Annotated in this window: 17 protein-coding genes; 7 read left to right on the forward strand and 10 right to left on the reverse strand. The window is 68.9% G+C overall.

Going from position 1 to position 24,334, the window contains the following annotated elements; all coding sequences use genetic code 11:
- Positions 1 to 43 precede the first annotated feature (43 nt).
- Positions 44 to 322: a hypothetical protein gene (locus tag DOL89_RS12505; RefSeq protein WP_119679456.1), complete on the forward strand. Its 279-nt coding sequence runs from the start codon at positions 44 to 46 to the stop codon at positions 320 to 322.
- 145 nt (positions 323 to 467) lie between these two features.
- A complete protein-coding gene (locus tag DOL89_RS12510) occupies positions 468 to 3,746 on the forward strand; it encodes an amidohydrolase family protein (RefSeq protein ID WP_119679457.1) in 3,279 nt (1,092 codons plus the stop codon).
- Between the two features lie 157 nt (positions 3,747 to 3,903).
- Here DOL89_RS12510 and cysN read toward each other — a convergent pair whose 3' ends face one another.
- The 8 genes from cysN to cysG all read right to left on the reverse strand — a co-directional run bounded on the left by cysN (position 3,904) and on the right by cysG (position 11,846).
- Entirely contained in the window at positions 3,904 to 5,835 is a 1,932-nt protein-coding gene (cysN, locus tag DOL89_RS12515) for a sulfate adenylyltransferase subunit CysN (RefSeq protein WP_119679458.1), read from the reverse strand.
- 1 nt (position 5,836) lies between these two features.
- Positions 5,837 to 6,730, reverse strand: a complete 894-nt coding sequence (gene cysD / locus DOL89_RS12520; protein ID WP_449768889.1) for a sulfate adenylyltransferase subunit CysD — start codon at positions 6,728 to 6,730, stop codon at positions 5,837 to 5,839.
- A 62-nt stretch (positions 6,731 to 6,792) separates the two neighbouring features.
- Positions 6,793 to 7,131: a DUF2061 domain-containing protein gene (locus DOL89_RS12525; protein ID WP_205574578.1), complete on the reverse strand. Its 339-nt coding sequence runs from the start codon at positions 7,129 to 7,131 to the stop codon at positions 6,793 to 6,795.
- Positions 7,128 to 7,847, reverse strand: coding sequence for a phosphoadenylyl-sulfate reductase (locus DOL89_RS12530; RefSeq protein ID WP_119679460.1), 720 nt, complete (start codon positions 7,845 to 7,847; stop codon positions 7,128 to 7,130). Before DOL89_RS12530 ends, DOL89_RS12525 begins: the two co-directional genes overlap by 4 nt.
- A complete protein-coding gene (locus tag DOL89_RS12535) occupies positions 7,844 to 8,350 on the reverse strand; it encodes a DUF934 domain-containing protein (protein ID WP_119679461.1) in 507 nt (168 codons plus the stop codon). Before DOL89_RS12535 ends, DOL89_RS12530 begins: the two co-directional genes overlap by 4 nt.
- Positions 8,337 to 10,076: a nitrite/sulfite reductase gene (locus DOL89_RS12540; RefSeq protein WP_119679462.1), complete on the reverse strand. Its 1,740-nt coding sequence runs from the start codon at positions 10,074 to 10,076 to the stop codon at positions 8,337 to 8,339. The genes DOL89_RS12535 and DOL89_RS12540 overlap by 14 nt, the downstream gene beginning before the upstream one ends.
- Positions 10,077 to 10,093: 17 nt before the next feature.
- Positions 10,094 to 10,423, reverse strand: a complete 330-nt coding sequence (locus DOL89_RS12545) for a DUF2849 domain-containing protein (protein ID WP_119679463.1) — start codon at positions 10,421 to 10,423, stop codon at positions 10,094 to 10,096.
- Between the two features lie 13 nt (positions 10,424 to 10,436).
- Positions 10,437 to 11,846 carry a siroheme synthase CysG gene (cysG, locus tag DOL89_RS12550; protein ID WP_119679464.1) on the reverse strand — a complete coding sequence of 470 codons (1,410 nt, stop codon included), beginning with the start codon at positions 11,844 to 11,846 and terminating at the stop codon, positions 10,437 to 10,439.
- 603 nt (positions 11,847 to 12,449) lie between these two features.
- Here cysG and DOL89_RS12555 point away from each other — a divergent pair.
- The 4 genes from DOL89_RS12555 (at position 12,450) to DOL89_RS12570 (ending at position 17,089) form a co-directional block, all read left to right on the forward strand.
- Complete coding sequence (locus DOL89_RS12555; RefSeq protein ID WP_225889784.1) at positions 12,450 to 12,716, forward strand: DUF4212 domain-containing protein; 267 nt, start codon at positions 12,450 to 12,452, stop codon at positions 12,714 to 12,716.
- 15 nt (positions 12,717 to 12,731) lie between these two features.
- Positions 12,732 to 14,489, forward strand: a complete 1,758-nt coding sequence (locus tag DOL89_RS12560) for a sodium:solute symporter family protein (RefSeq protein WP_119679465.1) — start codon at positions 12,732 to 12,734, stop codon at positions 14,487 to 14,489.
- Between the two features lie 116 nt (positions 14,490 to 14,605).
- Positions 14,606 to 16,465, forward strand: a complete 1,860-nt coding sequence (locus DOL89_RS12565) for a DUF294 nucleotidyltransferase-like domain-containing protein (protein WP_119679466.1) — start codon at positions 14,606 to 14,608, stop codon at positions 16,463 to 16,465.
- 84 nt (positions 16,466 to 16,549) lie between these two features.
- Positions 16,550 to 17,089, forward strand: a complete 540-nt coding sequence (locus DOL89_RS12570; protein ID WP_119679467.1) for a hypothetical protein — start codon at positions 16,550 to 16,552, stop codon at positions 17,087 to 17,089.
- A gap of 9 nt (positions 17,090 to 17,098) precedes the next feature.
- On the opposite strand, the gene DOL89_RS12575 is transcribed toward DOL89_RS12570, so the two are convergent.
- Both DOL89_RS12575 and DOL89_RS12580 read right to left on the reverse strand, forming a co-directional pair.
- Complete coding sequence (locus DOL89_RS12575) at positions 17,099 to 21,100, reverse strand: ATP-binding protein (protein ID WP_119679468.1); 4,002 nt, start codon at positions 21,098 to 21,100, stop codon at positions 17,099 to 17,101.
- An 88-nt stretch (positions 21,101 to 21,188) separates the two neighbouring features.
- Positions 21,189 to 22,751, reverse strand: a complete 1,563-nt coding sequence (locus DOL89_RS12580) for a bifunctional metallophosphatase/5'-nucleotidase (RefSeq protein ID WP_119679469.1) — start codon at positions 22,749 to 22,751, stop codon at positions 21,189 to 21,191.
- A 207-nt stretch (positions 22,752 to 22,958) separates the two neighbouring features.
- On the opposite strand from DOL89_RS12580, the gene DOL89_RS12585 reads away from it, so the two are divergent.
- Positions 22,959 to 24,320: an OmpP1/FadL family transporter gene (locus DOL89_RS12585; RefSeq protein ID WP_162937486.1), complete on the forward strand. Its 1,362-nt coding sequence runs from the start codon at positions 22,959 to 22,961 to the stop codon at positions 24,318 to 24,320.
- Positions 24,321 to 24,334: the final 14 nt, after the last annotated feature.

Here is a 24,334-nt window from a genome sequence, read left to right on the forward strand (position 1 = left end):
CATCTGACCGCCCGCCCCGGACGCGCCCCCGAGACTCCGCCCGATGAACAAGACCCAGCTTTCCCTTGCCCTGGACCGGATGGACCGGATCTATCCCAATGTGATGGAGCCGGATTACCGGGAGGAGGTCCGGCGTCTCGGCGCCGCCTTCCCGCCCCTGGCCCGCACCGCCCGCCAGCTCAAGGATCTGCTGAACGCCAACCGCACCACCCCGCACGCGGTGTTGCAGGAGGAGGCCGGCGACCGAATCCGTGAGCTGCACGACCGCTTGCGGATAGATGCCCAGCGCCTGCTTCACGCCCCCGTCTGGCCCTACGACTGAGGCCGGACCCGGCCTATCGGCTTGATCCGGTTGCGGTTTACCGTCCAGCTACAAATCTTGTGGTGATCCCTGTCGCTTCGACGTCTAAGGTCCCCCGGCAGGAAACGCGGCTCCGAGCCGCGGAAAGAACCGGGAGACAGAGTGGATGAAGCGGATTTGCGCCGCAACGCTCGGCCTGATGCTGCTGGCCCAACCGGCCGGGGCCCAGGACGCGAAGAAGGACGGCAAGGAGGAGAAGCCCAAGTGGGACGTCTCCAACCCGCCGGGGCCGATGAAGGATGTGACGATCGACGTCACCTCCGGCACATGGCTGTCGCTGGATGTGAGCCCGGACGGGACGGAGATCGTCTTCGACCTGCTGGGCGACCTCTACACGATCCCGATCACGGGCGGCGAGGCGAAGGCGCTGACCAGCGGAATTGCCTGGGACATGCAGCCCCGTTACTCCCCCAACGGCAAGTGGATCGCCTTCACCAGCGACCGCGGGGCGGGCGACAACATCTGGATCATGGACCGCGACGGCTCCAACCCGCGGCAGGTGACGAAGGAGGATTTCCGTCTCCTGAACCAGCCGGACTGGTCGCCGGACAGCCAGTTCATCATCGCGCGCAAGCACTTCACCTCCACCCGCTCGCTGGGTGCGGGCGAGATGTGGCTCTACCACCGCTCCGGCGGGGAGGGCGTGCAGCTCACCAAGCGCCGGACGGAGCAGAAGGATACCGGTGAGCCCGCCTTCTCCCCCGACGGCCGCTATGTCTATTTCAGCGACGACGTCACGCCGGGCGGGGTCTTCGAGTACAGCAAGGACCCGAACACCGAGCTTTACGCCATCCAGCGGCTGGACCGCGAGACCGGCGAGATCGAGAAGTTCGTGTCCGGTCCCGGCGGCTCCATCCGCCCCACCCCGTCCCCGGACGGCAAGTCCCTCGCCTTCATCCGCCGCGTCCGCTACAAATCCGTGCTCTATGTCATGGATCTGGAGTCCGGGCGCGAGGTGCCGATCTATGAGGGCCTCGACCGCGACATGCAGGAGACCTGGGCCATCCATGGCGTCTATCCCGCCATGTCCTGGACCCCGGACAACAAGTCCGTCGTCTTCTGGGCGGATGGCGGCTTCCACCGCATCGATGTGGCCACGAAGCAGGTCACGCCCATCCCCTTCCATGTGAAGTCCAGCCGCAAGATCCAGGAGGCCGTCCGCTTCCCCGTCGAAGTGGCGCCCGAAAAGTTCGACGTGAAGATGCTCCGCTGGGCGGAGGCGTCGCCGGACGGCAGCCAGGTGGTGTACGAGGCCCTGGGCAAGCTGTGGATTCGGGACCTGCCCAACGGCACGCCGCGCCGGCTGACCCGGCAGAACGACCATTTCGAGCTGTATCCGGCCTGGTCGCGTGACGGGAAGAGCATCGTCTACACCACCTGGAGCGATGAGGAGTTCGGCTCCATCCGCACCATCACCCCGCGCGGCGGCGAGGGGCGGAAGGTGACGGAGAAGCCCGGCCATTATGTGGAGCCCGCCTTCTCCCCCGACGGGCAGACCATCGTCTACCGCACCGTGGCGGACGGTTATCTGCTCCCAGCCGTCTGGGCGCGGGAGACCGGCATCTACACCATCCCCGCCAAGGGCGGCGAGCCGACGGAAATCCGGCATGAGGGCGTGCTGCCCCATTTCGGCGCCGACAGCAACCGGCTCTATTTCATGGAGCATGAGCCCGGCGAGACCGGTCAGCCCACCAAGCGGCTGCTGAAGTCGGTGGAGCTGGACGGGTCGGACGAGCACACCCATCTCCGCTCCGCCCTCGCCACCGAATACGCCGTCTCCCCGGACGGGAAGTGGATCGCCTGGACCGAGCGGTTCAAGGCGCACATCGCCCCCTTCCCCGCCACCGGTCAGACGGTGGAGATCGGGCCGGACATGAAGGCCCTGCCCGTCGCCACGGTGGCCAAGGATGCCGGCGAGTGGATCCACTGGTCGGGCGACGGCAAGCGCCTCTGGTGGTCGCTCGGGCCCGAGCTGTTCAGCCGGGAGCTGAAGGAGGCCTTCGCCTTCATCGACGGCGCGCCGGAGAAGCTGCCGGATGCCCCGACCCAGGGCATCGATATCGGCTTCACCCATGCCTATGACGTGCCGAAGGGCCGCATCGCCTTCACCAACGCCCGCGTCATCACCATGCGCGGCAGCGAGGTGATCGAGGACGGCACCATCCTGGTCAACGGCAACCGGATCGAGGCGGTCGGGCCGGCGGCCGAGGTCACCGTGCCGGCGGATGCCGAGGTGGTGGACGCCAAGGGCAAGACCGTGATGCCCGGCCTGATCGACGGGCACTGGCACGGCTCCATGGGCGCGAACGAGATCATCCCGCAGCAGAGCTGGGTGAACTATGCCTCGCTCGCCTTCGGCGTGACCACGCTGCACGACCCCTCCAACGACACCAGCGAGATCTTCGCCGCGTCGGAGCTGGCCAAGGCGGGTGAGATCGTCGCCCCGCGCATCTTCTCCACCGGCACCATCCTCTATGGTGCGGCGGGGTCCATCGCCGCGAAGATCGAAAGCCTGGAGGACGCCAAGTCCCACCTCCGCCGCATGAAGGCGGCGGGGGCGCACAGCGTGAAGAGCTACAACCAGCCCCGCCGCGACCAGCGCCAGCAGGTGATCGAGGCCGCGCGCGAGCTGGGCGTGAATGTGGTGCCGGAGGGCGGTTCGCTGTTCCAGCACAACATGACCATGATCGTGGACGGCCACACCACGATCGAGCACTCGCTGCCGGTCGGCCGCATCTATGACGATGTGCGCCAGCTCTGGGACGCGTCGGGCACCGCCTACAACCCCACCCTTGTGGTGGCCTATGGCGGCAACATGGGTGAGAACTACTGGTACCAGTCCTCTCCCGTGTGGGCCGACCCGATCCTGACCAAGTACGTGCCGCGCCGCATCCTGGACAGCCGCGCCCGCCGCCCGGTCCAGGTGCCGGAGGAGGAGTTGAACCACGTCCAGGTCGCCAGCGTCGCTCATGAGCTGAACCAGCTCGGCGTGCCGGTGGTCATCGGCGCCCACGGCCAGCGCGAGGGTCTGGGCAGCCACTGGGAGATGTGGATGCTGGCCCAGGGCGGCATGCCGACCATCGACGCGCTGCGCGCCGGCACCATGAACGGGGCCGTGGCCCTGGGCTACGACCGCGACCTCGGCTCTATCGAGCCGGGCAAGCTGGCCGATCTGATCGTGCTGGACGCCAACCCGCTGGAGGATATCCGCAACAGCGTGTCCATCCGCTACACGGTGCTGAACGGCCGGGTCTACGACACCGAGATGAACCAGGTGCTCCCGACCGCCGTGCAGCACAAGCCCTTCTGGTTTCAGCAGGAGGGCGGCGAATCCTGGGCCCGCGACGGCCACACCCTCGGCCACGGCCACAATCACGGGCACTGACCGGGTCTTCACCGGAACGGAAAAGGGGCGGCTCCATCGGGCCGCCCCTTCTTCATTGGTGTGGAGAGAGTGCCTACTCCCTCGTCCTGAGCCTGTCGTCGCTTCAGCGGACGCCGTAGGCGGCTAGGACCTCTATCCGCCCTGCGAACTGCCCCCCTCAGATCGCCGCCCCGTCCACCAGCAGGTCGGCGGTGAGCAGGCCGCGGCGTTCCAGCTCTTCCACGATGGCCAGGGCCGCGGCCTCCGGGCCGGTGGTCTGGGTATCGATGCGGATGTCGGCCTGCTCCGGCGCCTCATAGGGGCTGTCGATGCCGGTGAAGTTCCGGATCTCGCCCGCACGGGCCCGCTTGTAGAGGCCCTTCACGTCCCGGCCCTCCGCCACGTCCAGCGGCGTGTCCACGAAGATTTCCAGGAACTCGCCCGGCGGCAGCAGGTCGCGCGCCATCTGCCGCTCCGACCGGAAGGGCGAGATCAGCGAGACCAGCACGATCAGGCCGCTGTCGGCCATCAGCTTCGCCACCTCCGCCACCCGGCGGATATTCTCCACCCGGTCGGCGTCGCTGAAGCCGAGGTCCTTGTTCAGACCGTGGCGGACATTGTCGCCGTCCAGCAGCATGGTGTGCCGCCCGTCGGCATGCAGCTTCTTCTCAACCAGGTTGGCGATGGTGGATTTGCCCGCACCCGACAGGCCGGTGAACCACAGCACGCAGGGCTTCTGGCCCTTCTGGGCCGCCCGCGCCGCGCGGTCGATGTCCAGCGTCTCCCAGCGCACATTGCGCGACCGGGCGAGTGCAGCGCGCAGCAGGCCGACGCCCACCGTCTCGTTGCTGATCCGGTCGATCAGGATGAAGCCGCCGGTGGTGTGGTTCTCCTGATAGGGATCGAAGGCGATGGCCTCGTCCAGGCTGAGGTCGCAGACGCCGATCTCGTTGAGGTCGAGGGTCTTCGCCGCGAGCTGCGCCTGGGTGTTGACGTCGATCCGGTGCTTCAGCGCCAGGACCGAGGCCGTGACGGTGCGCGTCCCGATCTTCATCAGGTAGCGCCGACCCGGCAGCATGGCGGCGTCGTTCATCCAGACGATGGTGGACTCGAACCGGTCCGCCACCTGCGCCGGGGCGTCGGCCGCGGCCAGCAGGTCGCCGCGGCTGATATCCACCTCGTCCGTCAGGGTCAGGGTCACGGACTGGCCGGCCACCGCCACGTCCAGGTCGCCGTCATAGGTGACGATGCGGGCGACACGGGTCTCGCGGCCCGAGGGCTGCGCCACGACGCGGTCGCCGGGGCGCACCTCGCCGGCCGCGATCAGGCCGGAATAGCCGCGGAAATCCAGGTTCGGGCGGTTCACCCACTGCACCGGCATGCGGAAGGCCTTGTTGCCCTCCGCCGGGGTCACGACCGCCGTTTCCAGATGCTGCATCAGGCTGGGGCCCTGGTACCAGGGCATGGCCGCACTGCCCTCCACCACATTGTCGCCCTTCAGGGCCGACATCGGGATGGGGGTGATGGTCTGGAAGCCCAGCGGTGCGGCGAAGGCCCGGTATTCCTCCAGGATCTCCTCGAACCGCTCCCGGCCGAAGCCGACCAGATCCATCTTGTTAATGGCCAGCACCACATGCCGGATGCCGATCAGGGAGACCAGGAAGCTGTGCCGGCGGGTCTGGGTCAGCACGCCCTTGCGCGCATCCACCAGGATCACCGCCAGATCGGCGGTGGAGGCCCCGGTGATCATGTTGCGGGTGTACTGCTCATGGCCCGGCGTGTCGGCCACGATGAACTTGCGCCGGTCGGTGGAGAAGAAGCGGTAGGCAACATCGATGGTGATGCCCTGCTCCCGCTCCGCCGACAGCCCGTCCACCAGCAGCGCGAAATCCAGGTCGCCGCCCTGGGTGCCGACCTTCTTCGAGTCCGCCTCCAGCGCCGCCAACTGGTCCTCGAACAGCATCTTGGATTCGTACAGCAGCCGCCCGATCAGGGTGCTCTTGCCGTCATCCACGCTGCCGCAGGTGATGAAGCGCAGCAGGTCCTTGTGCTGGTGCGTGTGCAGGTACCGCCCGATGTCGGTGGCGATCAGGTCCGAGACGTGGGCCATCTTAGAAGTACCCTTCGCGCTTCTTCAGTTCCATGGAGGCGCCGGCATCCTTGTCGATGACGCGCCCCTGGCGTTCGGACTGCTTGGTCAGCAGCATTTCCTGGATGATGGCGGGCAGGGTGTCCGCCTCGCTCTCGATGGCGCCGGTCAGCGGATAGCAGCCCAGTGTACGGAACCGCACCTTCCGCATCTCCGGCGTCTCGCCCGGCTGCAAGGGCATGCGCTCATCATCCACCATGATCAGCGTGCCGTCGCGCCGCACCACCGGCCGCTCCTTGGCGAAGTACAGGGACGGCAGCGGCAGGTTCTCAAGGTAGATGTACTGCCAGATGTCCAGCTCGGTCCAGTTGGACAACGGGAAGACGCGGATGCTCTCGCCCTTGTTCTTGCGGGCGTTATAGAGGTTCCACAGCTCCGGCCGCTGGTTCTTGGGGTCCCAGCGGTGGGCGGCGGAGCGGAAGCTGAAGATGCGCTCCTTGGCGCGGGACTTCTCCTCGTCCCGGCGCGCCCCGCCGAAGGCGGCGTCGAAGCCGTACTTGTCCAGCGCCTGCTTCAGCCCTTCGGTCTTCATGATCTGGGTGTGCAGGGCCGAGCCGTGGGTGAAGGGCCCGACATTCTGGGCCAGCCCCTCGGGATTGACATGCACCAGCAGCTCCACCCCCAGCCGGGCGGCCAGGCTGTCGCGGAAGCTGATCATCTCCTTGAACTTCCAGGTGGTGTCCACATGGAGCAGCGGAAATGGCAGCCGCGACGGATGGAAGGCCTTCAGCGCCAGGTGAAGCATCACCGCGCTGTCCTTGCCGATGGAATAGAGCATCACCGGACGCTCGGTCTCCGCCGCCACCTCGCGGATGATGTGGATGCTTTCCGCCTCCAACCTCTGCAGATGCGTCAGGCGCGCCGCCGGCAGCGTCGCGCTGCGGTTGCCCGTATAGGCCAGGTCCAGACTGTCGGCCATCACTCAACTCCGGAAGACGGGCGCGTCCGCCCCGGTAGGAACCGGGAAAGATTGAGCCGCCCGATGCGTAACCAGGCCCGTTCATGTGCCCAGAACAGGCCGATCTTGGTGAACAGCTCCATCAAGGCGATGGAGCCGGCGCCTTTGACGCTGCCGGTGACGAGGTAGCTGATCACGAAGGTGTCGATCCCCGCCGTGACCCGCCAGCTCACCGCCTTGGCGACCGATTCCAGGTGGGAGCGCATCCGCGGGTTCAACCCGCGCCGCCCGTCGGCGGTGTCCGCCTCCGGGCAGCTCTGCGCCTCCACCGGTTCGCGGCCGGACGGCAGGCCCGTCATTGCGCGCCCCCGACGGCGCTCATCGGCAGGTGGATGCCGCACTCCGTCTTCTCCTGCCCGCGCCAGCGCCCGGCCCGCGGGTCCTCGCCCGGCGCGACGCGGTCGGTGCAGGGCATGCAGCCGATGGAGAGGTAACCGTCCGCCTCCAGCGGATGCCGCGGCAGGTCGTGCCGGTCGAGATAGGCGGTCAGCTCGTCGCGGCCCCACCCGGCCAGCGGGTTGACCTTGATCTTGCCGTCCGCCGCCTCGATCACCGGCAGCACAGTGCGGGTCGCGGCCTGATAGCGCTTGCGGCCGGTGATCCAGGCCCCGAACGGCTCCAGCGACTTGGCCAGCGGCCGCACCTTGCGGAGCGCGCAGCAGGCGCCCGCATTCTGCCGCCACAGCAGCCCGTGCGGGTCCTCCCTGGCCTCATCCTCCGGATCGGGCCGCGGCTCGCGCACGTCGGTCAGGCCCAGCCGGGACACCAGCGTGTCGCGGTAGCGCAGGGTCTCCCCGAACAGCTTGCCGGTGTTGATGAAGATCACCGGCACGCCGGGATCGATGCGCGACGCCTGATGCAGCAGCACCGCGCTCTCCGCCCCGAAGGAGGAGACTAGGGCGATCTCGCCCTTCAGCTCTTCCGTCAGCAGCGGCCGCAGCAGCTCCTCGCCATTGAGGTGGCCGTAGCGCTCGTTGAGATCCGCCACCCGGCGATGCAGGTCGAGAATGCTCATGATGTCACTTTCTGGGTGTACCGGCGGCGCAGCAGGCTGGCCGGCGTCGGCGCATCGGTCGCGCGCTGATACGCGATGTCGATCTGCGTCAGCGCCTGTTCCCAGGCCCGCAGGTCGCGGTCGTCCGGCGCTTCCACCTGGGTGAAGCCCACCCGCAGCAGGAAACGGTACTGGTCCGGCAGCGTGTGGCCCACGGCGCGGATGTCGCCCGTGTAGCTGTAATGCTCCCGCAACTCGCGGGCGGTGGAGAAGCCGCGCCCGTCACGGAACTTCGGGAACTCCACGGCCACCAGGGACAGCCGCTCCAGATAGGGTGCGACCGCCTTCGCCAGCTCGGAGCTGGCGAGCCGGACGCCGAGCTTGCGGTCGGCGGCGATGGCGTTGCCTTCCGCGGTCAGGCGGGCCAGGGTGACGATCACCGGCCCCTCGGCCGGGATCGGCTGGTCGTCGGGAACGAAGGTCCAGGCGTCCGCGACGGGACAGCCATTCTCAAGCAGCGCCATAGAGCGCCTCCTTGAACGGGGCATGGCCCAGCCGGGCCAGCGTGTCGATGAAGCGTTCCTGCGGACCGCTGCGGACGGACAGGTAGGTCTTCACCACCGTCTCCACCGCATCCACGATGCCGTCATAGTCGAAGCCGGGGCCGGCGATCTCCGCCAGCGCCGCGTTCGGGCCGGCATCGCCGCCCAGCAGGATCTGGTAGAATTCCTCGCCCTTCTTGTCGACGCCCAGGATGCCGATATGGCCCACATGGTGGTGGCCGCAGGCATTGATGCAGCCGCTGATCTTGATCTTCAGCTCGCCGATGTCGTGCTGCTGGTCCAGATCCGCGAACCGCTCCGAGATGGCCTGGGAGACGGGGATGGAGCGGGCGTTGGCCAGCGCGCAGTAATCCAGGCCCGGGCAGGCGATGATGTCGCTGACCAGCCCCACATTGGCGGTGCCGAGACCGATGGCCTCCAGCGCCTGCCACAGCGGGTAGAGGTCGTCCTTGCGCACATGGGCCAGCACCAGGTTCTGCTCGTGCGTGACGCGCAGCTCCCCGAAGCTGTAGCGGTCGGCCAGCTCGGCCAGCGCGTCCATCTGGTCTGACGTCACGTCGCCGGGGATGCCGCCGACGGGCTTCAGGCTGATGGTGGCGATGGCGTAGCCGGGGGCGCGGTGCGGATGCAGGTTGGACTTGGTCCAGCGCGCGAAGGCGCGGTCACTACGCTTCGCCTCATCGAACGCCTCGCTCTCCGCCGGCAGCGCGGTCAGCGGCGGCAGGGCGAAGTGGGTCTGGATGGCCTCCACCACCTCGGGCGCCAGGGCGTATTCCGCCCTGGGCATCCGCGCATACTCCTCCTCGACCAGCCGGGTGAATTCCTCGGCCCCCAGCTCATGCACCAGGATCTTGATGCGGGCCTTGTAGATGTTGTCGCGGCGGCCGTACTGGTTGTAGACGCGCAGGATGGCTTCCAGATAGGCCAGCAGCTCCGGCTCCGCCACGAAGTCGCGCAGCTTCACCGCCAGGAAGGGGCTGCGCCCCTGCCCGCCGCCGGCATAGACCGTGAAGCCCACCTCGCCGGCCTCGCTCCGCGTGGCGGTCAGGCCGATATCGTGGGTGCGCACGGCGGCGCGGTCCTGCGGCGTACCGGAGATGGCGATCTTGAACTTGCGCGGCAGGAAGCTGAACTCGGGGTGCAGCGTCGACCACTGGCGCAGGATCTCGGCATAGACCCGCGGGTCCACGATCTCGTCCGCCGCCGCGCCGCAGAAATGGTCGGTGGTGACGTTGCGGATGCAGTTGCCGCTGGTCTGGATGGCATGCATGTCCACCTCGGCCAGCGCCGTCAGCATCTCCGGCACGTCCACCAGGGCCGGCCAGTTGAACTGCAGGTTCTGGCGGGTGGTGAAGTGGCCGTAGCCGCGGTCCCACTTCCGCCCGATCTCCGCCAGCCGGCGCATCTTGGTGGAATCCAGCATGCCGTACGGGATCGCCACCCGCAGCATGTAGGCGTGGAGCTGGAGATAGACGCCGTTCATCAGGCGGAGCGGCTTGAACTCGTCCTCGGTCAGCTCGCCCTTCAGGCGGCGCTCGACCTGGGCGCGGAACTGCTCCACGCGCTGGAAGACGAATTCCTTGTCCAGCTCGTCATAGCGGTAGACGCCGGCGTGCCGGTCGGGCGCGTTGTGACGCGGACCCGCATTGTCGGGGCCGAAGTCGGAGGGCTGGGGCATGTGGTTCATGCTGGCGTCTCCAGGGATCACAGGATGACGGCGGAAGGAGCTTCCGCCTGTTTGCCGAGGTCGGAACGGATGCTGGGGCCCAGCGCCTTCATACGCTCGCGGATGTGGGTGGGGATGGTGCGGCCATCCTCGACGCGCACATCCAGCGGGTAGACGTCGACCACCAGCCGGGCGGCCATGTCGGCCTTCGCGGCCTCCAGCGCCTGGGCGATGGCTTCGCCTTCGAACGCGCCGGCCTCCTCCACCCGGTCCACCCAGCGGTGGTCCGGGCCGAGCCACACGGCGATCCCGTCGGAGAGGCGGTTCGCGCTGACGGCCTGAACGGGGCCTCTTGCTTTCACCAGCATGCTTCTTCGTTCCTTACTCGGCGGCAACGGCCAGTGCGGGCCGGACGATCTCGGTGATGCGGGCGGGATCGGCCAGACGCACGACCTCGCCCACCACGATCAAGGCCGGTCCGGCCATATGGTGGGCGGCGGCCATGTCGGCCAGCGTGCCCAGCGTGCCCACCGCCAGCACCTGGTCGGGGCGCGTCCCCTTCTCGATCAGGGCGGCGGGGGTATCCGGGCCCATCCCGGCATCGCACAGGCGGCGGGTAATCATGCCGGCGGCAGACAGCCCCATATAGATCACCAGCGTGTGCTTCAAACGGGCCAGCGCTTCCCAATCCAGCTCGGGCTCGCCATCCCTGCCATGTCCGGTCAGGAAGGTGACGCCCTGGGACAGGCCGCGGTGGGTGACCGGGATGGTGCTGATGGCGCCGCAGCCCAGCGCCGCGGTGATGCCGGGCACCACCTCCACCGCGATGCCGGCGGCGCGCAGGGCCTCCACCTCTTCCCCGCCGCGCCCGAAGACGAAGGGGTCGCCGCCCTTCAGCCGCACCACCCGGTGGCCGGCCGCCGCCTCCGCCACCAGCAGGCGGTTGATCTCCTCCTGGCTCAGCGTGTGGTTCGCCTTGGACTTGCCGACATAGATGCGGCGGGCGTCGCGGCGGACATAATCCATGATCCGGTCGTCGACCAGCTTGTCATGCACCACCACGTCGGCATCCTGCAGCACGCGCAGGGCGCGGATGGTCAGCAGGTCCGGATCGCCCGGCCCCGCCCCCACCAGGGCCACGCGGCCGGCGGCCTGCTGGCCGTAGGCGGGATCGTTGAGGGCGCGGGCCATGGCGTCGTTGGCGCCCGCCAGGTCGCCGGCCAGCGCCCGGTCGGCGACAGGCCCGTCCACCACCGCTTCCCAGAAGCGGCGCTTCTCGATCTCGCCATCGCGGGTCGCCTTCACGGCCGGGCGGAACCCGTCCAGGAAGCGGGCCAGCACGCCCAGATTCGGGTGCAGCACGGCCTCCAGCTTCTCCCGCAGACGGCGCACCAGCACGGGCGTCGCCCCGCCGGAGCTGATGGCGATGGTGATCGGGTCGCGGTCGATGATGGCCGGCATGATGAAGCTGGACAGGTGCGGACGGTCCGGCACGTTCACCGGAATGCCGCGGGCGCGGGCCAGGGCCGACACCTCGGCGGACAGCGCCTCGTCATCGCCGTCGGCGAAGGCCAGCGCGACATCGTCCAGGTCGCCATGCTGGAAACCGCGCCGACGCACCTCCGCCGCCATGGCGGCGAGGTCGGCCAGCGGTTCCGGATCGACCACGCGGAGGCGGGCGCCGAAGGGCGCCAGCAGGCGCGCCTTGCGCAGCATGGACTCCGACCCGCCGGCCAGCAGGACGGCACGCCCGGAGAGCGCCATCGAGATCGGAAAGGTCTTCAAGGCCATGAAACGCCCCCATTGTGGGTTCATCGACCATAAGGTTGCGTCATCGACGCCCGATGTCGAGGTGAAATATTATTTCTACATATTCGTATTGTTCTATATGTCAGATTGGCGTTGGGGAATTTCCCTTCTGCCGCAATGGATTAGGTGCGATTTCCACTGTCCGGGCCACCAAGTCCCCTGACGGCGGCGGGACAGGCATGCAGCTCCGGCAAGGCAAAGTGTGAAATACACGATTCCACGTAGCCGACGCGGTGAAACAGCGCGATCAGCGGATTGTTACCCGCCGAAGCGAGGAGATCGCAAGATTCCGACCGACTCTTGCAGGCACGGCGCAGCTTATGTTCCGAGTCGCGCGAATCCGGTGCGCGAGCGGCGTTCAGGACGGGGAAACCGCTTCTCCCCGCCGGTCAGGTGCCTGACCGAACTTTCATGCCGGAACCGCAATGATCCAGAATTTGCAGGAAAACAGATGCTTTAGTCTGTTTATCCATATGGCGAGTCGAACGCGCACCCCTTTGACGTTTCAGGGTTTCTGTGCCATGGACGATGGTTGCCGGGTCTGCTGAAATCCTGCCAAAGCTAATGAATCAAGGGAGGTAACGCGTGAGTGACAACCTGGACACCGCAGCGCGCCGATATTGGGCCGCGAACCTTCGTACCGTCGCCATATGTCTGGTCATCTGGTTTGCGGTCTCCTACGGCGCAGGCATTCTCTTTGCCGATGCGCTGAACAACTTCCGACTCGCCGGCTTCCCTCTGGGCTTCTGGTTCTCCCAGCAAGGTTCGATCGTCATCTTCCTGATTCTGATCGTCTACTACGCCTGGCGGATGAACAAGCTCGACCGCGAATTCGACGTCGACGAGCAGTAAGGGGGAGTCGGAACGATGGATCTTAAAACACTGACCTACATCGTAGTGGGGCTCAGCTTCGCCCTCTACATCGGCATCGCCATCTGGACGCGTGCATCCAGCACCGGTGAGTTCTACGTGGCCGGCAAGGGTGTGAACCCGATCGCCAACGGCATGGCCACCGGCGCGGACTGGATGTCGGCCGCCTCCTTCATCTCCATGGCCGGCCTGATCTCCTTCCTGGGGTATGACGGCTCCGTCTACCTCATGGGCTGGACCGGCGGCTATGTGCTGCTGGCCATGCTGCTGGCGCCCTACCTGCGCAAGTACGGCAAGTTCACGGTGCCGGAGTTCATCGGCGACCGGTACTACAGCCAGACCGCGCGCGTGGTGGCCGTGATCTGCCTGATCTTCATCTCCTTCACCTACGTCGCGGGCCAGATGCGCGGCGTCGGCATCGTCTTCTCCCGCTTCCTCGAGGTGGAGATCCTGACCGGCTTGCTGGTCGGCATGGGCATCGTCTTCATCTACGCGGTGCTGGGCGGGATGAAGGGCATCACCTACACCCAGGTGGCCCAGTACTGCGTGCTGATCGCCGCCTACATCATCCCGGCCGTCTTCATCAGCCTGCAGCTCACCGGCAACCCGGTGCCGCCGCTGGCCTTCGGCGACACGCTGCGGGGCGAGGACACCTATCTGCTGGACAGGCTGAACCAGGTCATCTCGGACCTCGGCTTCACACAGTTCACCGACGGCAACAAGTCGGTCATCGATATCTTCGCGATCACCGCGGCGCTGATGGTCGGTACGGCCGGCCTGCCGCACGTCATCGTGCGCTTCTTCACCGTGCCGCGCGTGCGCGACGCCCGCGCCTCCGCCGGCTGGGCCCTGTTCTTCATCGCCCTGCTGTATCTCTGCGCCCCGGCCGTGGGCGCCATGGCCCGCTACAACCTGACGGACACGATCCAGTCCGGTCCGGTGGGCGCGCCGGACGGCAATCTGGTCTATGATGAGCGTCCGGGGTGGTTCCAGCGCTGGGAGCAGACCGGCCTGCTGAAGTTCCAGGACAAGAACGGCGACGGCCGCATCCAGTACTACAACGAGGCCCGCTTCCCGGCCGAGCAGGCGCAGCAGTATGGCTGGGCCGGCAATGAGCTGACCGTCGACAACGACATCATGGTCCTGGCCAATCCGGAAATCGCGCGGCTGCCGAACTGGGTGATTGCCCTGGTCGCGGCCGGCGGCATCGCCGCGGCGCTCTCCACCGCCGCCGGACTGCTGCTGGTGATCTCCTCGGCCGTGTCGCACGACCTGATGAAGAGCACCTTCGCGAAGGGCATCAGCGAAAAGCAGGAGCTGATGGCCGGCCGCATCTCCGCCGCGGTCGCCATCGTCATCGCGGGCTACATGGGCTACAACCCGCCGGGCTTCGTGGCCCAGGTGGTGGCCTTCGCCTTCGGTCTGGCGGCATCCTCGCTGTTCCCGGCCATCCTAATGGGCATCTTCTCCAAGCGCATCAACCGGGAAGGCGCCATCGTCGGCATGTTGCTGGGTCTGGGCTTCACCTTCGCCTACATCCTGTACTTCAAGTTCATCAACCCGACCGCCAACGTGGCCGACAACTGGTGGTTCGGCATCTCGCCGGAAGGCATCGGCTTCATCGGCATGATCCTGAACTTCGTCGCGGCCTTCATCATCAGCCGCCTCACTGCGGCCCCGCCGCAGCGTATCCAGGATCTGGTGGACTTCATCCGGTCGCCGCGCGGCGCGGCGGCGGCCATCGCCCACCACTGACCGCTTCCGCTCCAATCAGAGCATGAGAGCGGGCGGGGTTCCTCCGGGAACTCCGCCCGTTTTCTTTTGTGACCTGCGGGCGCCCCGGTCACAATGCCGGGCAGGAGGTCTTGCCCATGGATGACCCGTTCCAGCCGATCCGGGAGTTCCTGGCGGAACACCACCCGTTCGCCCTGCTGCCGGACACGGAGCTGGAAGCGCTGGCGCGCAGGATCGCCCAGCGTTCCATCCGCCGCGGCGGGATATTGATGGCGCCCGGCGACCGGGTCGGCGCGTTGAGCGTAGTGCGCCATGGCGCGCTGGAGACGCGCTCGCCGGAGGGGCACCTGCTGGCCCGCCTGGGCGAGGGGGAATGCGCCGGCGTGCGCGCCCTGCTGGCCGGCGGCACGGCGGTGAACCAGATCACCGCGCTGGAGGATACGGAGCTTTACGACCTGCCGCGGGCGGAGTTCGACCGGCTGCGGGCCACCCATCCCAGCTTCGGCTATTTCTTCTCCCCCCAGGGCGGGGACCGGCTGCGCGGCGCGCGGGGCGGCAGCGCCGTGACGGAACGGTGGGGCCTGACCGGCCGGCGGCTCGCCGAACTGCTGAAGCGGGAACCGGTCACCATCGCGCCCGACGCCAGTATCCGGCAGGCCGCCGAGGCGATGAGCAGCCACAATGTCTCCTGCCTGCTGGTGGTGGAGGCAGGCCGGCTGCGCGGCATCCTCACCGACCGGGACCTGCGCCGCCGCGTGCTGGCCGCCGGCCTCTCCCCCGACCTGCCGGTGGAGCAGGTGATGACGGCGAAGCCGCAGGCGATCCAGGCCACAGCTTGGCTGTTCGAGGCGCTGATCCTGATGTCGCGCCACGACATCCACCATCTGCCGGTCGTACGGGGGGAGGTGCCGGTGGGCGTGGTGACCACCACGGATCTGCTGCGCACCCAATCCAAGTCGGTCGTCTATCTGGCCGGCGACGTGGCCCAGCGCACCGACCCGCACGGCATCGCGGAGGCCCTGAGCGGCATCCCCGACATGGTCTATGAGCTGGTGGAGGGCGGTGCCAGCGCCTACAGCATCGGCCACGCCGTCTCTACCCTGGCGGATGCGTCCACCACCCGGCTGATCCAACTGGCGGAGGCGGAGCTGGGTCCCGCCCCGGTGCCCTGGCTGTGGCTGGCCGTCGGATCGCAGGGCCGGAACGAGCAGACGGCCCGCTCCGACCAGGATAATTGCCTGGTCATCGCCGACAGCTACGACCCGACCCGGCACGCCGTCTGGTTCGAGCGATTCGCCCGCTTCGTCTGCGACGGGCTGGACATTGCCGGCTATGTGCACTGCCCCGGCGGCATCATGGCCATGAACCCGCGCTGGCGGCAGACGCTGACCGGATGGAAGCGGACCTTCGCCCGCTGGATCGGCCAGCCGGAGCCGGAGGCGCTGATGTATTCCAGCGTCTTCTTCGACATGCGCGCCGTCGCCGGCGACACCGCCATGTTCCAGGAGCTGCAATCGGCCGTGCTGGCCCAGGCCAAGGGCAGCCGCCTCTTCCTGGGCCATATGACGGGCAACGCCCTGACCCACCAGCCGCCGCTGGGCATCTTCCGCAACTTCGTCCTGATCTCCGGCGGGGAGCACAACAGGACGCTGGACATGAAGCACAGCGGCATCGCCCCCATCGTGGATCTGGCACGGATCTATGCTCTGGATGGCGGCCTCACCCCGGTGAACAGCCATGACCGGATCGAGGCGGCGGTCAAGGACGGCCGAATCAGCGAGGATGGCGGCCGCGACCTGATCGACGCGCTGGAATTCCTGAGCCTAGTCCGGCTGCGTCACCAGGCCCGGCTGATGCGGGCCGGGCACAAGCCCGACAACTATCTCACCCCGCAGGAACTCTCGCCTTTCGAGCGCGGCCACCTGAAGGACGCGTTCTCGGTCGTGAAGAACATGCAGGGCGCCGCCATCGCCGCCTATCGGGGCGGCCGGGCCTGACGTGGCCGGCAAGGCTGGACGCTGGCGGAGCCTGCCCGATTCCGGATAGCTTGTCGGCAAATCTGGAAAAAGGGTTCGGGGGAAATGTTCCTGGATGTAGTGATTGCGGCCTGCGCCGCGCTGGCGGCGGTCGGCCTTGTGATGGCGGGCTTCAAGCTGTTCCGCGCCAGCCCGCCGCGCTGGATGATGGCCGCCGTCGCCGCGCTGGCGATCATAGCCGTCACCGCCGCCGTACGTTACCAGTGGGCCGACCGCACCGCGGGCCTGCTGCCGCCGCACATGGTGGTGGTGGAGCGGCTGGAGGAGAAGACCCTGCTGGAACCCTGGTCCCTGGTCCAGCCCGTCGCCACCGAGCTGGTGGTGGCCGACAGCGCCAGCATCAAGCGCAATCCCGCCCATCCCGGCATGGCGATGATCGACATTCTGCTGCTGCGGCGGGATGCGGAGACGCTGATCCAGCGGCACCTGGTCGACTGCGCCGGCAAGCGCGACGCCGTGGTGACCATGGGCGCTGGCTACGGTCCCGATGGGCTGCCCGCTGGCCTGGAATGGGTGGAGGGCGGCCCGGCCAAGCTGTTCGAAACCGCCTGCGCGCAGGAACAGGCGGAAGCGCCGCCGGCCTGATCCCTTGCCCTACTCCGCCGCCGCGTCCGCCCGGACCGCGGCGGAGAAGTCGTCCAGTTCGGACAGCAGGCGGGACCATGCCTCGGGCAGGCGCGCCGCCTGCTCCGCCGCAAGCGTGAGGTCGCCGGCACGGGCGGCCCTCTCCAGCCCCGCCATTATCTCCCCCATCTCCTTGGCGCCGATGCCGATGGAGGCGCCCTTGGCCGCATGTGCCGCCTGCCGCAGGGCGGCGGCATCCTCCACCGCCAGGGCGGCGCGTATGGCGGCCAGCAGCGGTTCGGTGGAGCTGCGATAAAGCTCCAGCATCTCCGCCGCACGGCCGTCCAGTGTGCCGAACACGTCGCGCAGCCGCGTGGGGTCGAGCACCGCGGCATCGCCGCCGGCCGGGTCGGAGGTTTCCGCCAGGGCAGGCCGGCCCGCCGCATCCGCCGGGTCCAGGGGCCGGCGCAGCTCCGCAATGGCCGGCAGCCAGTCGCGCAGGATCGCGTCCAGCTCCAGCAGGTCCACCGGCTTCACCAGATATCCGTCCATTCCGGCATCCAGGCAGCGCTGCCGCGTTCCCTGGATGGCGTCGGCGGTCAGCGCGATGACCGGCAGGCGGGTCCCGCGGCGGTCGGCCGCCTCCCGCCGGCGCAGCCGCGCCGACAGCTCGTAGCCATCCACGACCGGCATGTGGCAGTCGGTGAGCAGCAGGCCGTAACGGCGCGTCGCCAGGGCGGTCAGGGCCTCCTCGCCATTGGCGACGATGTCGGCGATGCAGCCCAGCCGTTCGAGCTGGTGCCGGATGACCAGCCGGTTGGTGGGATTGTCCTCCGCCACCAGGATCAGGGCGCCCGCCGCCTCAACCGCTTCCCGCGTCGGGGCGGACCAGTGCGGCAGGCCGCCGCCCGGCCCATGCTCCTCCGCCGGCATCGGCCGGCCGGCGGCCGCGGCCAGGACGCGCCAGAGGCGGGCGCGGCGCACCGGCTTCGCCAGAACCGGATCGGGCAGGCCGCCGCCGACCAGGGCGCGGCTCTGGCTGCCGCCGCCGATCCGGATGCGGGCCGTTCCTGGCAGCAGCGCCTCCACCGCCGGCAGCAGGGCAGCCCCCGCCCCGCCCCAGCCCTGCATGTCCACCAGCGCGATCTGCGGCGCGTCCCCGTCGGGCAGCGCCAGTTCCGGCTGTCCGGCGACCGTGCGCGGCCGCACCAGGGCCAGCGGCTCCGCCCCGGCGGCGGCGAGATAGAGGCACAGGATGGTGTCCAGCCACAGATCGTCCGTGGCGATGGCGACGCGCAGGCCGGAAAGGTCGGGCCGGGTCACCGCCCCCTCCACCGCCGGAAGCGGCACCTCCACCTGGAAGGTGGAGCCCTGGCCCTGCATGCTCTCCACCTCGATGGTCCCGCCCATCAGCTCCACAAGCCGGCGGCTGATGGACAGGCCGAGGCCGGTGCCGCCGAACCGGCGGGACGTGCTGGCATCGGCCTGCATGAAGGGCTGGAACAGGCGGGACTGCTGTTCCGGCGACATGCCGATGCCGCTGTCGCAGACCCGGAACCGCACCCGGTCCGGATGGCTGCCGGGCTCCGCCGTCAGCTCCACCCGGCCGGCCTGGGTGAATTTCACGGCGTTTCCGGCCAGGTTCAGCAGCACCTGCCGCAGCCGCACGGGATCGCCGACGACGCGGTCCGGCAGGGCCGGGTCGATGAAGACCTGGAAGGCCAGCCCCTTGTCGGCGGCGCGCAGGGCCAGCAGGTCCGCCACCCCCTCCACCAGATCGGCCAGCGGCATTTCCACCCGTTCCAGGTCGAGATGGCCGGCCTCGATCTTTGAGAAGTCCAGGATGTCGTTGATGATTGTCAGCAGCGCCTGGGCCGAATCCCCGATCACCCGCACCATCATGGCCTGTTCGGGCGAAAGGTCGGTCTGCGCCAGCAACTGGCCCATGGCGACGACGCCGTTCATCGGCGTGCGGATCTCATGGCTCATGGTGGCGAGGAACAGTGATTTGGCGCGGGTCGCCTGCTCCGCCTCGTCCCTGGCTTGGCTCAGCTCCGCCTGGATGCGCTTCAACTGGGTGATGTCGGTGTAGGTCAGCACCGCCCCGCCATCGGGCACCATGCGCCCCTGCATCAGCAGGATGCGCCCGTTGGCCATCGCCCGCTCCTCGGACAGCAGCCGGGCCGGGTTGCCGGGATCGATCAGCCGGCGCAGCCGCTCGTCGGCGACGGACGCCGGCTCTCCCCGCCGGGCGGCATCGACATGGGCCAGCTCGCTGACATTCGCCCCCACCTGCAGCAGCTCGGGCGGGCCGTCCCACAGTTCCCGCGCCCGGTCGTTGACGAGCTGGATGGTGAAGTCCCGCCCCACCATCAGGATGCCGCTGGGCATGGCGGCCAGCGCCGCCTGCAACTGGGCGGATTTGCGCGCCAGCTCCGTCTCCGCCTCGACCTCGCGGGTGACGTCGACCACGGTGCACTGGATGGCCGGACGGCCCATCCATTCCACCGGCCGTTCCGTCAGGTCCAGCCAGACATAGCTGCCGTCCTGGCGGCGCGAATGGACCCGGTGCCGCCCGATCTCCCGGCCGGAGACGATCATCCGGTAGTTCTCCCGGGCGAAGGGCCACAGCTCCTCGGGGATGTAGGCCAGCAGGCTGCGCTGCTGCATCAGTTCCTCCACCGAGCCGTAGCCCAGCATCCGGGCGAAAGTCTCGTTGGAGAAGACGATCTCGAACTCGTGATGGATGTAGATGCCGACCAGCGCCCCCTCCACCAGATCGCGGAAGCGGCCCTCGCTCTCCAGCAGGTCCTGCTCGCGGGCGGAGATGGTCTCGACGAACCAGGACAGCGCCTGGCCGATATCGGTGATCTCGTCATTGCCGCTGACCGGCACCGGGGTCGGCTTTCCGTCCACCCGGTCCAGCACCGCCGCCGACAGGTCCGTCAACCGGCTGGTCAGGAACACCCGGAACCAGGCATAGACCGCCGCCGCCACCAGCAGGGAGGCCAGGACGATCAGCAGGACGATGCGCCGCTCATGGTCCAGCATGGCCGCCAGCCCCGATGCGTCGCGGGCGGCCTGGGTGTTGACGGTGGCGAAGATTTCGCGCGCGGCATACTCCACCCCTTCCGCCAGGGCGTGGGTCTGGTTGCGGATGGCATTGGCCCGGGTCTCCGCCTGCAGCGCCTCCTCCACCGCATCGATCAGGCCGAAGGCGGGCGGGCCTCCCGGCGCGGCGGGCGTGCCCAGTACGATGGCGCGTATGCGGTCGAGCTGGGCGGTCAGCCGCTCCCGCTCCCCCGCGGGCAGGCTGGCGGCGATCCCGTCCAGGCTGGCAAGATGCCTTTCAGCCGCCTGCCGGTCGGCGCGGAGCTGGCTCAACCGGTTGGCCCGCGACAGGTCGGACAGGCGGGCCAGCAGCGCGCCCAGGGTCCGCTCCCATTCCACCAGCCGCGCGGCGGTTTCCGGCGCCACGTCCGCCGGCCCTGGCTGGTCCGCCTCGGCGGCGATCAGGGTGGAAAGGGCGTCCAGGTCCACGCCGGCGCGGGCCTGCGCCTCGATCCGCCGCTCCACGACCCGGTCCAGCTCGGCGATGGTGGTCTGGAGCTGAGCCAGCGAGGTCCCGACCTCGTCCGACAGGCGGCTCCACATCTCCGCCTCCGCGTCGGACAGCCCGCCCAGCGCCTTGCGCCGCGTTTCGGTCAGGGCCGACTGCCGCATCAGCCCGTCGAGCGCCATCCGGCGCTCCGCCTGGGAACCGGCCTCCGCCAGCAGCGGCACCAGCGTCAGCAACTGCTGGACGGCGCCGGTCAACTCGGCGCTGGCGGTGATGCGCGGCAGGGTCCGGCCGGTGAGGGAGGAGAGATCCTCCTCCACCTCGCTGAAGGCGAAGAGGGAAAGGCCGCCCGACACCAGCACGAAGGCCGCCATCGCCACCAGCCCGGCGGTGACCCGCAGGGTGATGCCCGCCCGGCGGCGGGCGGGGCCCGCACTGACCGGAAGCGGGGGATCGGCGGCGATGGGCGACATGGGCCGGGCTTTTCCAGGAACGGCGCGACGGTGAGCCGCAGGCGCGATCCTAGCACAGGACTTCCCACCCGTCAGCGCCGCCCGCCTCTCACCGCCGGCCCGTCCGGGTCTTCAACTCGATCCGCCCGTCCGTCGCGGGGGCGGCGCTGTCCATTTGGCTCCAGGCGGACAGCACGATGGTGCTGAGCTGGTCCGCCTCCGTCTCTCCCACCAGCCGGGGAGCCGTGGACAGGACGCCGTACCCGTCGCCGCCGCTGGCCAGGAAATCGGTGGTGGCGACGCGGTAGACGGCGGCGGCATCCAGCGGACGGCCGCCCACCCGCACTTCCAGCAGCCTTCCGCCCGGCGGGCGACTCAGGTCGGCGGAGAGACGGATGTTGGAAATCGCGGGGAAGCGCCCGTCCGGCACCCTTCCGCCCCGGTTCTCCGCATCGAACAGGGCGTTCTCCAGGGCCGTGCGCAGCTGCTCCCCTGTCAGCTCCAGAAGCAGCACCCGGTTGCGGAAGGGCAGTTCCGCCAGCACCTCGCCCCGTGTCATCACATGGCCGGGTTCATACTGCCGGTAGCCCCGGATCAGCCCGGAGTTCAGCAGGGCCGCGTCCGCGTCCATGGCGACGCGCACCGTGTCGGCCACCAGATTGGCAAAGCCGTTCTCCCCCGTCCGCACCGCCTCCGCCCGGGTGTCCACGGCGGTGGCGAGGGTCAGCACCGGCGTTTCCTGCTGGGCCGCCAACCGGTCCAGATAGGACTGCACCAGCCGGCCCACCGCCGGGTCCGGCGGGTAGAGCCCGCTGTCGATCACCCGCCCCGTGGCGCGCCAGTCCAGCCTTCCGTCCGGCCGGCGGACTGCCGGATCGGCGACGATGTCCAGCGCCACGGCCCAGCGCGCATTGCTGGCGGGCGCGGCGAACAGGGTCTTCGCATCCACTTCCACCGCCGCCCGCATGTCCGGCCGTTCGGCCGTGAACACGATGTCCGCGATGCCGCTGTCGCGAAGTTCCACATCCAGGCCGCGCCGGTCGGATGTCATGGCCACCACCAGATCCGCCCCCCTGGCCCTCAGCGCCTCCGCCCGCGCGCGCGCCGTCGGCAGTGGATCGAGCGGGCGGCTGCGGCGCGCGGCGGAGCGGACCAGATCGTCCGTGCCGATGATGGAGATCAGCCCGATCTTGAACGGACCGGCGGACAGGACCAGCGATTCCTCCATTCCCTCCACCGTGCCGCCGCCGGCGCTGTCGCGCACATTGCTGGCCACCATGGGGAAAGCCGCCTCCGCCGCCCGCCGGGTCAGCACATCCTCCCCATGATTATATTCGCGCGGCTGCACCGCGAAGGCGTCGATCTCCAGCGCGTTCAGCAGGTCGATCTGGTGGGCGCCCTGGTCGAAGGCGGACAGCACGCCATGGCTCAGCGTGTCGCCGCCATGGATGAACAGCACCGGCCGACCCTGCGCCCTCTCCGCCTTCGCCAGCGCCGCAAGCCGCGCGAATCCGCCCCGCCTGTCCGCCTCGGTCAGCTCAGTCGTGCGCGCAACGAACAGCAGCGTGATCTCCGCCGCCGCGGCCAGCGCCGCCCGCGGCGGCAGCAGGAGGCAGAAGGCCAGGAGCAGCCCCGCAAGGGAAACCGGGATCGGGTGACGGTTCAGGAACATGGGGACCGGTCGGAAGCCCGGACGGCGTCGGCCGCGGGGCGGTGGGCGGAGCCGCGGGAATGCGGCGCTGGACCCGGAGCATACTTCGGCGACACCCCTGCGGCAATCCAGCCCACTTTTCGCCGCATCGGGCCGCAACCCCGCGAGGGACGCCATGTTAATCCGGCGATCCGCCAGCCCGTCTTCGTTTTGAACAGGACAAGAAACGTGAAAAAAACCCATCCGACCTCCGCCCCTGCGGCTCGCCGTCCCGTGCGGCTCACCGCAGCGGCTGCCGGCTGCGTCGCCGCCGGAGCGCTGATGGCCGGCCAGGCCGATGCCGCCGGTTTCCAGGTCCGGGAGAACAGCGCCGCCATGCTGGGCACGGCCTTCGCCGGCCTGAATTCCGACGCCCGCGACCTGTCCATCGTCTGGAACAATCCCGCCGGTATGACCCTGCTGGAGCAGAGCGGCGCCGAGGCGGTGCTGAGCGTCGTCTGGCCCCGTGCCGAGTTCGAGGGAACCTCCACCGACGCGCTGGGCCGCCCCATCGCCGGCAGCGAGGGCAAGTCGGAGGACCCGCTCTATGTCCCGGCCGGCTATTTGATGTGGGCTCCATCCAACCTGCCTGTCCGTCTTGGCTTCGCGGCCACCGTCCCCTACGGGCTGGAGACGGATTATGACGACGACTGGGTTGGCCGCTACAGCGCCATCAAGTCCAAGCTGGAAACCGCCAATCTGGCCCTGACCGCGGCGTGGGAGCCGCTGGACGGGGTGAGCATCGGCGGCGGCGTCTCCTATCAGCGGGCGGAGGCGGAGCTGACCAACGCCGTGGATTTCGGCGCCATCCTGGCCGCCCAGGGCATTCCCGGCTTCCTCCCCACCACCGCCGACGGCTTCGCCGAGGTGCAGGGCGACGATTGGGCGTGGGGCTATACGCTGGGCCTGCTGGTGGAGCCGGTCCAGGGCACCCGCTTCGGCGTGACCTACCGGTCCGAGATCGACCACACGCTGGAAGGCACGGCCAGCTTCGACGCCCCGGCGCAGGTGCGGGCCGTGCTCACCGCCGCCGGCATCCAGGCCTTCGCCCCCGAATCCGCCGCGACGGCCGACCTCACCACCCCGGAAACGGTGGAGTTCAGCCTGAGCCAGGATATCGGCGCCTTTGGCCTGCACGCCACCGCGGCCTGGACCAACTGGTCCAGCTTCGAGGAGATCCGCATCCGCTTCGCCAACCCGGCCCAGCCGGACGCGGTGGATGAGCAGTTCTACCAGGACACCTGGTTCCTGTCCCTGGGCGGCACCTACCGGGCCAGCGACAGCCTGCAGTTCCGTGCCGGCGTGGCGCATGACGGCCGCGCCTCCCAGACCCAGTACCGCACCCCCCGCATCCCGGATGAGGAGCGGACCTGGATCAGCGCCGGCGTGAGCTGGCAGCCCATGGACGGCCTGTCGGTTGACGCCGGCTACGCCCACCTGTTCGTCAAGAACGCCGACATCGACATCACGACCGGCACCGGCAACCGTCTGGCCGGCCAGTTCGACAGCACCGCGGACATCTTCACCGTCGCCGCGCGCTACCAGTTCTAAGAACTGGCGAGGGG

Origin of the sequence: Indioceanicola profundi, from assembly GCF_003568845.1 — a bacterium.
Taxonomy (GTDB): Bacteria; Pseudomonadota; Alphaproteobacteria; order Azospirillales; family Azospirillaceae; genus Indioceanicola; species Indioceanicola profundi.

What these genes read in the sequence shown, in the direction of transcription:
- DOL89_RS12505 (WP_119679456.1), top strand. Translation starts at nt 44, where the DNA reads ATGAACAAGACCCAGCTTTCCCTTGCCCTGGACCGGATGGACCGGATC.
- DOL89_RS12510 (WP_119679457.1), top strand. Translation starts at nt 468, where the DNA reads ATGAAGCGGATTTGCGCCGCAACGCTCGGCCTGATGCTGCTGGCCCAA.
- cysN (WP_119679458.1), bottom strand. Translation starts at nt 5,835, where the DNA reads ATGGCCCACGTCTCGGACCTGATCGCCACCGACATCGGGCGGTACCTG.
- DOL89_RS12525 (WP_205574578.1), bottom strand. Translation starts at nt 7,131, where the DNA reads ATGACGGGCCTGCCGTCCGGCCGCGAACCGGTGGAGGCGCAGAGCTGC.
- DOL89_RS12530 (WP_119679460.1), bottom strand. Translation starts at nt 7,847, where the DNA reads ATGAGCATTCTCGACCTGCATCGCCGGGTGGCGGATCTCAACGAGCGC.
- DOL89_RS12535 (WP_119679461.1), bottom strand. Translation starts at nt 8,350, where the DNA reads ATGGCGCTGCTTGAGAATGGCTGTCCCGTCGCGGACGCCTGGACCTTC.
- DOL89_RS12540 (WP_119679462.1), bottom strand. Translation starts at nt 10,076, where the DNA reads ATGAACCACATGCCCCAGCCCTCCGACTTCGGCCCCGACAATGCGGGT.
- DOL89_RS12545 (WP_119679463.1), bottom strand. Translation starts at nt 10,423, where the DNA reads ATGCTGGTGAAAGCAAGAGGCCCCGTTCAGGCCGTCAGCGCGAACCGC.
- cysG (WP_119679464.1), bottom strand. Translation starts at nt 11,846, where the DNA reads ATGGCCTTGAAGACCTTTCCGATCTCGATGGCGCTCTCCGGGCGTGCC.
- DOL89_RS12560 (WP_119679465.1), top strand. Translation starts at nt 12,732, where the DNA reads ATGGATCTTAAAACACTGACCTACATCGTAGTGGGGCTCAGCTTCGCC.
- DOL89_RS12565 (WP_119679466.1), top strand. Translation starts at nt 14,606, where the DNA reads ATGGATGACCCGTTCCAGCCGATCCGGGAGTTCCTGGCGGAACACCAC.
- DOL89_RS12570 (WP_119679467.1), top strand. Translation starts at nt 16,550, where the DNA reads ATGTTCCTGGATGTAGTGATTGCGGCCTGCGCCGCGCTGGCGGCGGTC.
- DOL89_RS12575 (WP_119679468.1), bottom strand. Translation starts at nt 21,100, where the DNA reads ATGTCGCCCATCGCCGCCGATCCCCCGCTTCCGGTCAGTGCGGGCCCC.
- DOL89_RS12580 (WP_119679469.1), bottom strand. Translation starts at nt 22,751, where the DNA reads ATGTTCCTGAACCGTCACCCGATCCCGGTTTCCCTTGCGGGGCTGCTC.